Source organism: Myroides sp. ZB35, from assembly GCF_001865835.1.
Taxonomy (GTDB): domain Bacteria; phylum Bacteroidota; class Bacteroidia; order Flavobacteriales; family Flavobacteriaceae; genus Flavobacterium; species Flavobacterium odoratimimum.
In genome coordinates this window covers 3,140,300-3,152,716 of sequence record NZ_CP017769.1, presented here as the reverse complement: position 1 = coordinate 3,152,716, position 12,417 = coordinate 3,140,300, and the positions used below count along the sequence as shown (strand labels likewise).

The 12,417-nt window shown below is 33.7% G+C and carries 12 protein-coding genes and 4 tRNA genes; 5 read left to right on the top strand and 11 right to left on the bottom strand.

From position 1 onward, the window contains the following. Window positions 1–18: 18 nt before the first annotated feature. From BK054_RS14000 to BK054_RS13970, 7 genes are all read right to left on the bottom strand, one after another. A tRNA-His gene (locus BK054_RS14000) sits at window positions 19–92 on the bottom strand. Between the two features lie 24 nt (window positions 93–116). Further along, window positions 117–190 (bottom strand) — tRNA-His (locus BK054_RS13995). Between the two features lie 25 nt (window positions 191–215). Beyond that, a tRNA-His gene (locus tag BK054_RS13990) sits at window positions 216–289 on the bottom strand. 26 nt (window positions 290–315) lie between these two features. Continuing rightward, window positions 316–389 (bottom strand) — tRNA-His (locus tag BK054_RS13985). A 79-nt stretch (window positions 390–468) separates the two neighbouring features. Beyond that, window positions 469–1,185: a bacillithiol biosynthesis deacetylase BshB1 gene (gene bshB1, locus BK054_RS13980; RefSeq protein WP_071307371.1), complete on the bottom strand. Its 717-nt coding sequence runs from the start codon at window positions 1,183–1,185 to the stop codon at window positions 469–471. Between the two features lie 34 nt (window positions 1,186–1,219). Beyond that, a complete protein-coding gene (locus BK054_RS13975) occupies window positions 1,220–2,278 on the bottom strand; it encodes a chorismate-binding protein (protein ID WP_039329570.1) in 1,059 nt (352 codons plus the stop codon). A gap of 116 nt (window positions 2,279–2,394) precedes the next feature. Further along, window positions 2,395–2,817: a PaaI family thioesterase gene (locus tag BK054_RS13970; protein WP_082013847.1), complete on the bottom strand. Its 423-nt coding sequence runs from the start codon at window positions 2,815–2,817 to the stop codon at window positions 2,395–2,397. Between the two features lie 345 nt (window positions 2,818–3,162). On the opposite strand from BK054_RS13970, the gene BK054_RS13965 reads away from it, so the two are divergent. From BK054_RS13965 to BK054_RS13955, 3 genes are read left to right on the top strand one after another with little or no spacing between them, the layout of a single operon-like run. Beyond that, window positions 3,163–3,732: an L-threonylcarbamoyladenylate synthase gene (locus BK054_RS13965; protein WP_006265308.1), complete on the top strand. Its 570-nt coding sequence runs from the start codon at window positions 3,163–3,165 to the stop codon at window positions 3,730–3,732. Between the two features lie 20 nt (window positions 3,733–3,752). Continuing rightward, entirely contained in the window at window positions 3,753–5,195 is a 1,443-nt protein-coding gene (locus tag BK054_RS13960; RefSeq protein ID WP_039329566.1) for a CCA tRNA nucleotidyltransferase, read from the top strand. Continuing rightward, window positions 5,195–6,232 carry a COX15/CtaA family protein gene (locus BK054_RS13955; protein ID WP_039329565.1) on the top strand — a complete coding sequence of 346 codons (1,038 nt, stop codon included), beginning with the start codon at window positions 5,195–5,197 and terminating at the stop codon, window positions 6,230–6,232. The genes BK054_RS13960 and BK054_RS13955 overlap by 1 nt, the downstream gene beginning before the upstream one ends. 81 nt (window positions 6,233–6,313) lie before the next feature. Here BK054_RS13955 and BK054_RS13950 read toward each other — a convergent pair whose 3' ends face one another. Next, a complete protein-coding gene (locus BK054_RS13950; RefSeq protein ID WP_071307370.1) occupies window positions 6,314–7,156 on the bottom strand; it encodes an alpha/beta hydrolase family protein in 843 nt (280 codons plus the stop codon). Window positions 7,157–7,268: 112 nt separating this feature from the next. Here BK054_RS13950 and BK054_RS13945 point away from each other — a divergent pair, with 112 nt between their 5' ends. Continuing rightward, window positions 7,269–7,913, top strand: coding sequence for a hypothetical protein (locus BK054_RS13945; RefSeq protein ID WP_071307369.1), 645 nt, complete (start codon window positions 7,269–7,271; stop codon window positions 7,911–7,913). Between the two features lie 139 nt (window positions 7,914–8,052). On the opposite strand, the gene mazG is transcribed toward BK054_RS13945, so the two are convergent. The 3 genes from mazG to def form a co-directional block, all read right to left on the bottom strand. Next, complete coding sequence (mazG, locus tag BK054_RS13940; RefSeq protein ID WP_071307368.1) at window positions 8,053–8,823, bottom strand: nucleoside triphosphate pyrophosphohydrolase; 771 nt, start codon at window positions 8,821–8,823, stop codon at window positions 8,053–8,055. Window positions 8,824–8,898: 75 nt separating this feature from the next. Further along, window positions 8,899–9,318 carry a DUF5606 domain-containing protein gene (locus BK054_RS13935; RefSeq protein WP_071307367.1) on the bottom strand — a complete coding sequence of 140 codons (420 nt, stop codon included), beginning with the start codon at window positions 9,316–9,318 and terminating at the stop codon, window positions 8,899–8,901. Between the two features lie 63 nt (window positions 9,319–9,381). Continuing rightward, window positions 9,382–9,969, bottom strand: coding sequence for a peptide deformylase (gene def, locus BK054_RS13930; RefSeq protein WP_006258863.1), 588 nt, complete (start codon window positions 9,967–9,969; stop codon window positions 9,382–9,384). Between the two features lie 145 nt (window positions 9,970–10,114). Between def and BK054_RS13925 the strand changes: the two genes are divergently transcribed. Beyond that, complete coding sequence (locus BK054_RS13925; protein WP_071307366.1) at window positions 10,115–12,385, top strand: FUSC family protein; 2,271 nt, start codon at window positions 10,115–10,117, stop codon at window positions 12,383–12,385. Window positions 12,386–12,417: the final 32 nt, after the last annotated feature.

Sequence of the window (12,417 nt, the reverse complement as noted above, 5' to 3'; positions counted from 1 at the left end):
TGAATGCCTTTTTTTTAGGGTAACTAATGGGTTTCGAACCCACGACCTTCGGAACCACAATCCGACGCTCTAACCAGCTGAGCTATAGCTACCATTTAATAATGTAAAGTACTTAGGGTGACTAATGGGTCTCGAACCCACGACCTCCGGAACCACAATCCGGCGCTCTAACCAACTGAGCTATAGTCACCATTTAATGATATATAAGTACTTAGGGTAACTAATGGGGTTCGAACCCACGACCTCCGGAACCACAATCCGGCGCTCTAACCAGCTGAGCTATAGCTACCATGTTAAACAGTATTAAAATACTAGGGTAACTAATGGGGTTCGAACCCACGACCTTCGGAACCACAATCCGACGCTCTAACCAGCTGAGCTATAGCTACCATGTTTCTGTTTAACGAGTGCAAATTTAGCGATTATTCTATACTTCGCAAGCTTTTTCGCTTATTTTTTACACTAATTTTATATCAAATCTTCTAATGTATTGACTGCTAAATACCTTTCAACTGTAAAACCTTCAGCAAAATCTTTATTTATTAGTCTTCCTAGGTCCTGCGCACGATAAGTTATGCTGTCTAAGAAGTTTTTTGACGTGATTGGAGTACTCGGTTCTTTAGAATCTTGATCAAAGAATTGCGTGCTATATGCCATAACAGAATCAACTTTCTGATCCATGAAGCCAGTTACATCTACAACGAAGTCTGGCTCTATGTTTTTCCATTGTATATAATGATATACTACCTTAGGTCTCCATGCTTCTTGTTCTTCTCCATCTAAGCTAGTTTCTATCTTTCTCAATCCTGAAAGGAAACAAGCATCAGACACTAATTTACTCCCTTTTCCATGATCGATATGTCTATCGTCAATAGCATTACACAATACTATCTCTGGACGATACTTACGAATCATTTTAATAACTTCTAACTGATGCTTTTCATCATTAATAAAGAATCCATCTCTAAACTTTAAATTCTCTCTTGCAGACACTCCTAATATAGCAGCAGCGTTAGTTGCTTCTATTTTTCTAATCTCCGCAGAACCTCTAGTACCTAATTCTCCTTGGGTAAGATCAATAATCCCTACCTTTTTCCCTAGAGAAACTTCCTTCGCAATAGTTGCTCCACATCCTAATTCTACATCGTCTGGATGAGCTCCAAACGCTAATATATCTAATTTCATTTGTTGTTTTTTATTATTCTGTAATTCACAATTCTTAAATGAATACCTGTTTCATGGTAGAAGACTTATTCACTGTTTCTATAAATTCGCTTGATGGATCACTATCTATAGTTACCCCACAGCCAATATAGAGGTTAACACTATCCTCTTCTATATTCATACAACGCAAATTTACAAATAGATTCGTTTCATCTGTATTTTCTTGTTCTACATTGCAATTTAATTCTCCTAAATAACCAGCATAATACCCTCTATAATATCCTTCTTCTCTAACCAAAAAATCGCGTGCTACATCCTTTGGCATCCCACAAACAGCAGGAGTAGGATGAAGTGCTTCAACTATTGGTTTAAGGCTGTTGTTGCTTAATGTAGCAGTAATATCTGTACAAATATGCATCACTTTAGCTGCACGCTTAGAATAGGGTTCTGAAGTTGTAATATCTTGGACAAAAGGCTTTAAAGTTTCTGTAATAAAATCCGTTACAAATAATTGTTCTTCTTGTTCCTTAATCCCCCACTCTACTACTTCTTGTCCATGATTTACTTGTGTACCTGCAAGTGCCATTGTTTTTAAAGTATTGTTCTTTATAGATAATAATGTTTCTGGTGTTGCTCCCATCCACAGTCCTATTTCTGGATGATATACTAAAGAACAAAATGCCGTTGGATAAGTATTACACAATTTATTAAATAACTGTCCTAAATCCTCTACTTGATAAGGAACATTTTCTTTTCTAGAAGGAACTACCTTTCCAAATTGTTTATCTTTAATAGCACTTACACAACGTCTTACTAAGTCTTCAAAGTCTTCCTTAGCTTTCTTATCATCATAATTAAGGATAACCTCATGAAGGTCTAAAGCAAGATCTCCTTGTGCTTCTTTGATAATAGCAGACTCTGCTAATGGAATATAAAAACGTGTCCCTTCTGCAAAAGGTGCAAATACAAAACCCTGTTCTTCAAATGTCTCCACCTTATGAAGAGCATACGTTTTTTGAAATAACCCTACTATTGTTTTAGAATTTGGTTTGCGATAGACTGCAAAAGGCTTTTGATCAGCATACTGCTTCGCTAAGCATTTAAATAAATACATCTTTTATGTTGATTTGTTTTTCTGTGCTTTTGTTACTTTGTTTTTGCTCCACGAATTACACTCTTAAATTTACATCATCCTCATCACAAAAGACCAAAATAACAAAATCACTTTAATTATTTATCGATAACGATATTTGTAATTTTACAAATAGATACTAATACATCATTCTCATCTGTTATTCTTATTTCCCATAAGTGCAGTGTGCGTCCTCTGTGTAATAATCTAGCTGTTCCGATTACATAACCAGATCGCTTACTCTTTACGTGATTAGCAGAAATCTCAATACCTCTTATTTCCTGCTTAGCAGGATCTATTAGCATTAGAGAAGCTCCACTTCCTAGACTTTCTGCTAATGCCACAGATGCTCCTCCATGTAAGAGCCCCATAGGTTGGTGTACTCTTGGATTGACAGGCATTTTAGCTACTAAAAAGTCAGGTCCAGCGTCTATATATTCTATTTCGAGTGTCTCCATAAGTGTATTCTTACACACTTTGGCATACATTGCTAATAATTCATCTTTATTAAAATCTTTCATATTCTTTTTGCTCATTGTTTGTTAGAAGTTTTAAAACATAGATTGAGCGATAGTTTAACTAGAAGAATTGAGCTAAAAAAATCGCTGTTTAAATATACTAATCATATTTACAGAATAATAACTAAAACTACTGAAATTACAGTTATCTCTCCTATTATATATCTGATTAGACTCTTATAGAGGCTTTAAAATTAAAGGAAAATAACTCTTGAATTCTTAAAAATATTATAATTGTTTTGAATTTGGCTTAGTCCGCATTTTTAATGACTTCTATCAGTTAGTTCTATCCTATTTTTTTAGTAATTTTACCTCCTTGATTATAACGATACTATTTACAACAAAATAATGGAAGATATCCAACAAGAAGTTTTCAATGCATACGAAGTCATTAAAAATGGCGGGATTATCTTATACCCTACTGATACTGTATGGGGAATAGGATGTGATGCCAATAACCCTGAAGCTATCAAAAAAATATATGCACTTAAAAAGCGTGCAGAATCAAAAAGTATGATTGTCTTAGTAAATGAGAGAATATTCCACAGAGTATTCAATGCTCCACCAGCTGTGACATGGGATATCTTAGACTGTAGCGAAAAACCTACTACCTTAATCTTAGACAACCCTAAGTATGTAGCTAAAGAAGTAGTATCAGCGGATAACTCTTTAGGTGTTCGTATTGTAGAAGAACCTTTTTGCTTTAGGTTGATTGAAAAAATGAAATCACCTTTGGTTTCTACTTCTGCCAATATTAGTGGAGAACCTTCTCCTGCTAACTTTAGCGAAATTAGCAAAGAGATTATCGAAGGAGTTGATTATGTAGTAAACCTACGTCAAAAAGACACAAAGCCTGCAAAGCCTTCTACAATTATTAAATTAAAAGATAATAGCCAAGTTACTATCATTAGAAAATAGTACCTCCTATTGAATATATTATGAATGAGACCCCTATATATAAAGAAGCCATTACACATCCTATATTTGACTATATCTCTAAAGCAGCAGAAAGTCTAAATGTAGATAGCTATGTAATTGGCGGATTTGTAAGAGATTTTTTATTAAAAAGAGATTCTAAAAAAGATATTGATATCGTTGCTGTAGGTAGTGGTATCGAATTAGCTTTAAAAGTATCTGAATTACTTCCTAACAAACCTAAGGTACAAGTGTTTAAAAATTACGGAACAGCTATGTTGCGTTATGATGACATTGACATTGAGTTTGTTGGAGCGAGAAAAGAGTCCTATCACTTTGACAGCAGAAAGCCTGTTGTAGAAGATGGCACATTAGAAGATGATCAGAATAGACGTGACTTTACCATCAATGCCTTAGCGATATCTCTTAAGAAAGAAACGTATGGAGAGTTAGTAGATCCTTTTAATGGAGTTGCTGATTTAGCTAATAAAATCATTCGTACTCCTCTCGATCCAGATATTACCTATTCTGATGATCCATTGCGTATGATGAGAGCAATTCGCTTCGCTACTCAATTAGACTTTATGATAGAGCAGAACTCTCTTGATTCTATCACTGCTAATCATCAGAGATTAGAGATTATCTCTGGAGAACGTATCGTAGATGAGCTAAATAAGATATTAATGTCTAAGAAGCCTTCTAAAGGGTTCTTATTGCTATATAAAACAGGGCTACTTGATTTGATCTTACCTGAGCTTACAGCTCTTAATCAAGTAGAAGAGATAGAAGGACATACCCATAAAAACAACTTTTATCACTCTTTAGAAGTGGTAGATAATATCTGTCCTAATACAGATGACTTATGGCTAAGATGGTCTGCCTTACTTCACGATATTGGAAAGGCACCTACTAAACGCTTTTCTAAAAAACAAGGATGGACATTTCATGGACACGAATTCCTTGGAGGAAAAATGGTAAAGAAGATCTTTATGAGATTGCATATGCCATTAAATCAAAAGATGAAATTTGTCCAAAAAATGGTTATTATGAGTTCAAGACCTATTGTTCTTGCTCAAAAAGAAGTAACTGACTCAGCGGTAAGAAGATTGGTATTTGATGCAGGAGAAAATGTAGAAGATTTAATGACGCTTTGTGAAGCTGACATCACGACTAAAAACCCTTCTAAGTTTAAGAAATATCACAACAACTTTAAAATAGTTAGAGATAAAATAGTCGAAGTAGAAGAACGCGATCACGTGCGTAATTTTCAGCCTCCTATTACAGGAGAAGAGATTATGGAGCTTTATGATCTTAATCCTTGTCGAGAGATCGGTATGATCAAAGAAGCTATTAAAGAAGCTATTCTAGAAGGTATTATCCCTAATGAATACGATGCGGCTTTTGAATTTATGAAAGCAAAAGCATCTAAGATGGGACTTGAAATTGTAAATAAAAAACAAGAATAATGAGAAACTATTTTTTGCCATTAGCTAAAGCATCTCTTATACTAGTTTATCTAGTAATCTTTGCAGGTGCAGCAGTAAGAATGACAGGCTCAGGAATGGGGTGTCCAGATTGGCCAAAGTGTTTTGGATATTACATCCCTCCTACGGATGAACAAACGATCACGTGGGAACCGAATAGAGAATACGAAAAAGGGCAAATGATCATACACGATCAAAGCCTGTGGAAAGCAAAAGAAACCTTTACAACTACAGACACTTATAATGAGAGTCACTGGGAGAAATACACTAAACACAGCTACGCTCAATTCAACACTAGTCATACTTGGACAGAGTATGTAAATAGACTTTGTGGAGCATTAGCTGGATTAGCTTGTTTAGCAATGGCGATAGCTTCGTTTTCTTTCTGGAGAGACCGCAAAGGATTAGTATTAGCATCATGGTTAGTAGTTTTCTTAATGGGATTCCAAGCTTGGTTAGGAGCTACTGTAGTATATTCAGTATTAAATCCTATTAAGATTACAGTGCACATGGTCATGGCTTTAGTTATTGTTGCCATTATAATAGGAATCATTAAAAGCGCTAAAAAAGAAACCGAGATTAAGAAGTACAATGGTACTTTTAGAATTCTATTAGTAGTCTCTCTTATCTTCACTCTTGCACAAGTAGTGTTAGGAACACAAGTACGTGAGTTTATAGACGAACAAGTGCAAGCAGGTATAGGAAATGAGTATTTATGGTTAAATAACCCTACAGTAGAATTCTATATCCACCGTAGTTTCTCTTTCATAGTTATGTTTTTGAATATGTATCTGTTCTACATCAATAGAAGATCTAACTTAGGCTTTGATAAAATGAAGTGGGTAATGGTATTATTAATTCTAGAGATATTCACTGGTATTATGATGTATTACGTTCATTTTCCATTCGGAACTCAAGCAGCTCACCTAGTATTAGCTTCTATCCTTTTTGGAGTTCAATTCCAATTAATTCTAGAAGCAAGAAGATGTTATCACTGTGGTAAAAGTAATCTAGACTAAGAGAAAAACAGGTAAATAATAAAAAAGGAGAGGTAATTGATATTAATCAATTACCTCTCCTTTTTTTGTAAAATATTACTGTTATTTCGTTGAGTGAATAAATTGACTCGTAACTTTAGCGACATGCTCTAAATGTTTAGGCAGTGTTTCTTCTGTATACGGGTGTCTAGAACCAAACACATGATCTGCCTCATCTACTACATCCAAAAGAGAATTAGATATCCATTGATGTAATAATTGAGCTTCTTTTAGTGGTACTGCAGGATCATTAGTACCTTGTACTATTAGAGTTGGTTTCTTTAAGTTTTGAGCCGCTTTCTGTACGTTTAAAATTGTCTCATTCTCTTCATAGTCTTCCCAGAAAGTAAAGTAGTGTGGCATCTGCTGCTTTGTTCTACCATTTTCACTATAGAATACTCCTTTTGCTTTCCACTCTTCAAAACGATCTCCTTTTGGAAAACGTTTTCTATAATCAGACACTCCTGCCCAGGTAATTATCCCCTTTACCTCTGGATTGTAATACCCTTGTAAGATTACAGTTCCTCCTCCTCTACTATGTCCTATTAGATAAATATTTTCTTTATCTACTTCTGGCTTTTCTTTATAATAATCAATGACACTTGTAAGATCGCGTTGTTCTTGAGAGTATGTGTTTTGCCCAAAAGCTTCTAAATCATCAAACTCTTGAGGATTATCTATTGTTGTACCATTTAAAGAAAAATTAAACTTAACTGCATAACATCCTGTCTCTGCAATATAATCCATGGCTTTATCCCAAGCCCCCCAATCCTTAAAACCTTTATATCCATGACAGAATATTACTAAAGGCAAAGAGCTTACTCCTCTCAGATAAATACTGTCAGAAAGGAAAGGACGAACAGTTCCTTCTATTAATACTTCTTCTTTTATTAAGTCTTTAATCATATCATTTTTTGTTTTTTAACATTCATACTATTAACTTTAAAAAAAGTTTAAAACTTAAAGACTTAAATTCGTCTTTATCCTTAAACCATTTTATTATTTAAAATCTATTATTATGAATGCATTTAAAAAGTTAATTATTCCAACTAAAACATTACTAGTTCCTGTCTTAGCTACTGTGCTATTCTTTTCTAGTAGTACAATAAACGCACAAGAGAAAGAGGGTTTAAATATTAAGAGTACTACAATAGAATATCATATTAATAAGAATACTAAAGATAGTGAATTAGATGAGATTAAAAAAGAAGTTAACAACGAAAAGATAGCAAACCTTACTTTCTCAAATATAAAGAGGAATGCTAAAGGAGAACTTATTTCTCTTAAAACAAGCTTTAAAGACCAAAGAGGATCCTCTCAACAAAAGTCGGAGTATAACTCTAATGGGATAGCTGATTTCACAGTTAAAATACATCAAAATGAAGCAGGAGAGCGTTATTTAGAGTTAGGTAATCGAACTAACCCTATGCTAAATATTGCAAATGATCCACAAGCAGGAAGAGCCTTATATTCTGAGCAAGCAAATGATGAATTTGAAGAGTTCTTTGCTCAAGATTTTATGCAATTGATGAAGGGGATGCAAGAGGATATGAAAGCTCAGCAAGAGATGTTCTTTAATTTATTGCGTGAGCACGAAGAAGTAAAAGTAAAAGAGAAATCCGATGATTCTAAAGAAACAAACAAAGAACAGATTAGCAAATAATAACTTACAGCTTCAATAAAGAAGCTTTACGCTGATAAAAATAGAAGTCCTTATGCACATTACGGCATAAGGACTTCTATTTTTAGTTTAACTCATTTATGCTAAACAAATTTTGAATAGAGAGATGACTGTAGCCCCATTATTCTTTTGCTTTATTCCAATATTGATCTAATTCTTGAAGAGTTACATCTTCAAAACCACCTTTTTCTTTATTAACTAATTCTTCTACTATATTAAATCGAGAAATAAACTTACTGTTAGATCTTGCCAATGCCTTTTCAGGGTCAATCCCCTTATGACGAGCATAATTAACTAGCGTGAACAAGATATCTCCAAATTCTTCTTCCATTAGGTCTTGATTATCGGCCTTCACTTCTACCTTAAACTCTTCTATCTCTTCCTCTACTTTTTGCCAAACATCACTGGCTTCATCCCAATCAAACCCTACTCCACTTGCTTTTTCTTGAATGCGATAAGCTTTTATTAATGCTGGTAAACCTTTAGGCACACCCGCTAAGACTGATCTGTTTCCCTCTTTTAATTTTAGTTTTTCCCAATTTGCCAATACATCCTTTTCAGAATCTACTTTTACATCACCATAAATATGAGGGTGTCTAAAAATAAGTTTATCTGAGATACTATCAGCAATATCTTTAATATCAAACAAAGACTGTTCACTACCTATCTTAGCATAAAAAACAATATGCATTAATAAATCCCCCAGTTCTTTTTTCATTTCGTCCGTATCCCCTTCTGTAATAGCATCTACTAATTCATACATTTCTTCTACAGTAAGGTTTTTTAAGCTATCGAATGTTTGTTTTTTATCCCATGGACATTTTACTCTAAGCTCATCTAATATAGTTAGTAAGCGATCTATAGCCTCTAATTTCTCTTGTCTTGTATGCATCTTGATTCTTTTGGTCTAAAATAAAAAAAAGCCCGCTTTTTACAAAACGGGCTTTCTACATATAATTCTTATAAATTATTTTGCTTCAGTTTCTGTTGCAGTTGCACTAAAAGCTTCTGCAATCAATCCTCTTCTTTGAATGATGTTATACCAATTCAATACTTTTTTGATATCAGAAACATATACTCTTTCTTCATCAAATTCTGGTAATACTTCTCTGAAGTAAGCCACTAATGTAGGATTGTCTTCTTTGTGAGAAATAGCTTCACCATTGTTTTCTTTTGCAGCAATGTTTCTGAAAACTTCAAATAACTTTACTTCTTCATTGTAAGTATAGATAGAAATTTCTGATAGTAAACTAACGTTGTTTCTTAATCCTACTGTACTTTTTTTCCCATCAGCCAATGATTCAGCGATAAATCCTGTACGAGTTTGTACTAGTAACTCATATAAACCTGGTTTTCCCGAAATAGCTAAAACTTTTTCTAAACTCATTTTTGTCTAAATTTTACTTTAAGAGTCGCAAATATCTTAAATTGTTATTAATAATCAAGTTATTTATCTACCTTTTTTCTTAGTTAATTTCATTTTATAATCTGTAAATATTTTTCCTTCAAGGATATTATTTAATTTTTTAGAAATTAACTTCTTTTTTAAGATAGATATTTTATCTGTAAACAGCACACCTTCAATGTGATCGTACTCATGTTGAATAACTCGTGCCGCAAGACCATCAAATTCTTCTACATGTTTAACGAAGTTTTCGTCAAAATATTCTATTTGTATCTTAGATTTTCTTTTAACTGGTTCGTGAACATCTGGAATACTCAAACATCCTTCATTAAAAGACCACTCTTCTCCTTCTTCTTTTAAAATCTTAGCATTTATAAATGTTCTTTTAAAAGTAGTCAAAAAAGCAATCTCTTCTTCAGTATTCCCATCCATTTCAGCAAAAGGAGCTGTATCTACAACGAATAATCTAATAGGTAATCCTACCTGAGGTGCTGCTAATCCTACTCCATGTGCTCCATACATTGTATCGTACATATTAGCTATTAGCTCTTGTAAGTTTGGATAGTCTTTAGTGATATCTTCCCCTACTTTACGTAGAACAGCATCACCATACCCAACTATTGATAATATCATGTCTTCTTATTTTATTCTAAAGGTGCAAAAATACTCAAAAATAAATGAATAAATAATACTACAAATTATTTTTGATGTCTTATTTGTTTTATCTTGCTTGATAAAAAGTACTATTCTCTAATTAAAGCCAAAGATTAAGTAACCTATGCTAGGAAAAGCTAGAAAATTCACAGATAATACGCATCTTGCAGATTCGTTAAAAATCACTATATCAGCTGTTGTCCCTTTTTTAATACTAATGCCCTATGAAGCTTTTGATTGGGCTTTTGCTGCGGCTATTGGTGCCATGTTAACAGCTCCTGTTGATATTCCTAGTAATAAAAAAGATAAAATAATAGGGCTTTTAGTAGGTGCATTTACTGTACCAGCTGTTACTTTCACCCTATCCATTACTGATGGCAACTGGTATTTCTACCCGATTTTTGTCTTTGTATTTTTCTCTTTAAGCATGATATCTGTATATGGACATCGTGCAAATATGCTGTCATTTACAGGATTATTAGCAGCCAGTCTAGGATTAGCACATAGTTATGAGGGTCATGCCCTATTCATGCACTGTTTAATGCTTCTATTAGGAGGATTACTTTACTTATTGGTATCCGTTACTTTTAATCTCCTTAGACCTAAGCGATATGCTGTATTACAGACATCTGAGTGTATGGAGCTTACAGCAGATTATCTAAAACACAGAGGACAACTGTGGGATAAGAATGCTAATGTAGAAAAGATCACAGAAGAACAATTAAATATACAAGTAAGCCTCAATGAGGTACATGAAAACCTGAGAGAATATTTAGTTCGAAATAAAGCTAATACAGGCAACTCTTCTAATAACCGTAGATTGCTAGTAGCCTTCTCTACTCTAGTAGAAATACTAGAAGTAGCTGTGTCTACTTCTTTTGAACACAATAAATTACATGATTTATTTAGCAAAAGACCTGAAATCATAGAACGTTATCAGAAGTTAGCTTATCACTTTGCAGAGACGATTGACGATATTGCCTACTCTATAAACTTAGGGACCAAGTATAAATCTAAATATGACCTATCTAAAGAATTAGCAGAGATTCAGGCCATGCTTAACGATTTTGTTAAGAATGGAGAATCTACTAATATGGTAGAAGCTGTAGTCATGTTCTCGAATGTTATCCATTATGCGGAAAATCAGGTAAACAAAATTCATGATTTAGAAAAAGCTCTAACAGAGAAAGCATTTAGTGCAGATGTAGAAGAGCGCTTTAAGGATTTAGAAAAATTCTTAACTCCTGTGCATTATCGTTTAGAAACTCTAAAAGAGAACTTAAACTTTACCTCTACCATATTTAGACATGCTCTAAGACTTACCTTGACCATATTAGCAGGACTTATCGTTAGTAAAATATCAGGTGTATTAAACGGGTATTGGATATTACTAACTATCGTTGTTATTATGCGTCCTGGTTTTGGATTGACTAAGCAGCGATCTTTTGAGCGTGTAATAGGTACTGTTATTGGAGGTTTAGTGGCTATAGGATTGTTATATATTATTCCTAGTGCCACAGTCATTGCTTATATTACAGTACTAACCATGATTATAGGGTATTGGTTCTCTCATACAGACTATAAAGTTGGAGTTACCTTTATCACGATGTATGTAGTACTGATATATGGGTTACTTACACCTGATTTTATGGATGTTATGATCTATAGAGTTATTGATACTATCATAGGAGCGTTATTAGCCTTCGGAGCGAACTATCTACTATGGCCTTCATGGGAGTTCTTAAACTTAAATACACATCTAAAAAAATCGATAGAAGCGAATAAAGAGTACGTAAAGGAAATTACGCTTTACTACAATGAAAAAGGAGAAGTAACCCTACCTTATAAATTAGCCAGAAAATATGCTTTTATTGAAATAGGTAACCTTATGGCTTCCTTTCAACGTATGATCCAAGAGCCTAAGTCTAAACAGAAGTATAGAACAGAACTCTATGAGTTAGCTGTACTTAATCATACCTTCCTTTCGACAGCTGCTTCTATAGGAATATACGTACAGTCACATACAACTACCAAAGCTTCTGAAGCATTTAATGTAGTTATGGACTACACAATAGGTAATTTAAAACAAACTATCGCTCTATTAGAAGATTATAATAATGGTGAGATAACCATCATAGAACGCAGTGAGAACTTTAATCTCAGTATGTCATATCTAAAAGGTATCCGTGAATACGAATTAAAGAAAACTTACTCTGATGATAAACAAATACAGAGCCTGATGGAAGAGTCTGTATTGGTTATTGAGCAACTGATGTGGTTATCCTCACTTTCAGAAAAGATATTCAAGATTACAGCTAGCATTGCAGCATTAAAAAAACAAGAAGAATCTGAAGTATCTATGTTAAGTTCACTTAGAAAGAAAATTATACCATAAAACAAAGGGGGATGTTATGTACATTCCTCTTT

What these genes read in the sequence shown, in the direction of transcription:
- BK054_RS13960 (WP_039329566.1), top strand. Translation starts at nt 3,753, where the DNA reads ATGAATGAGACCCCTATATATAAAGAAGCCATTACACATCCTATATTT.
- BK054_RS13975 (WP_039329570.1), bottom strand. Translation starts at nt 2,278, where the DNA reads ATGTATTTATTTAAATGCTTAGCGAAGCAGTATGCTGATCAAAAGCCT.
- bshB1 (WP_071307371.1), bottom strand. Translation starts at nt 1,185, where the DNA reads ATGAAATTAGATATATTAGCGTTTGGAGCTCATCCAGACGATGTAGAA.
- BK054_RS13955 (WP_039329565.1), top strand. Translation starts at nt 5,195, where the DNA reads ATGAGAAACTATTTTTTGCCATTAGCTAAAGCATCTCTTATACTAGTT.
- BK054_RS13925 (WP_071307366.1), top strand. Translation starts at nt 10,115, where the DNA reads ATGCTAGGAAAAGCTAGAAAATTCACAGATAATACGCATCTTGCAGAT.
- BK054_RS13970 (WP_082013847.1), bottom strand. Translation starts at nt 2,817, where the DNA reads ATGAAAGATTTTAATAAAGATGAATTATTAGCAATGTATGCCAAAGTG.
- BK054_RS13965 (WP_006265308.1), top strand. Translation starts at nt 3,163, where the DNA reads ATGGAAGATATCCAACAAGAAGTTTTCAATGCATACGAAGTCATTAAA.
- BK054_RS13935 (WP_071307367.1), bottom strand. Translation starts at nt 9,318, where the DNA reads ATGAGTTTAGAAAAAGTTTTAGCTATTTCGGGAAAACCAGGTTTATAT.
- BK054_RS13950 (WP_071307370.1), bottom strand. Translation starts at nt 7,156, where the DNA reads ATGATTAAAGACTTAATAAAAGAAGAAGTATTAATAGAAGGAACTGTT.
- BK054_RS13945 (WP_071307369.1), top strand. Translation starts at nt 7,269, where the DNA reads ATGAATGCATTTAAAAAGTTAATTATTCCAACTAAAACATTACTAGTT.
- mazG (WP_071307368.1), bottom strand. Translation starts at nt 8,823, where the DNA reads ATGCATACAAGACAAGAGAAATTAGAGGCTATAGATCGCTTACTAACT.
- def (WP_006258863.1), bottom strand. Translation starts at nt 9,969, where the DNA reads ATGATATTATCAATAGTTGGGTATGGTGATGCTGTTCTACGTAAAGTA.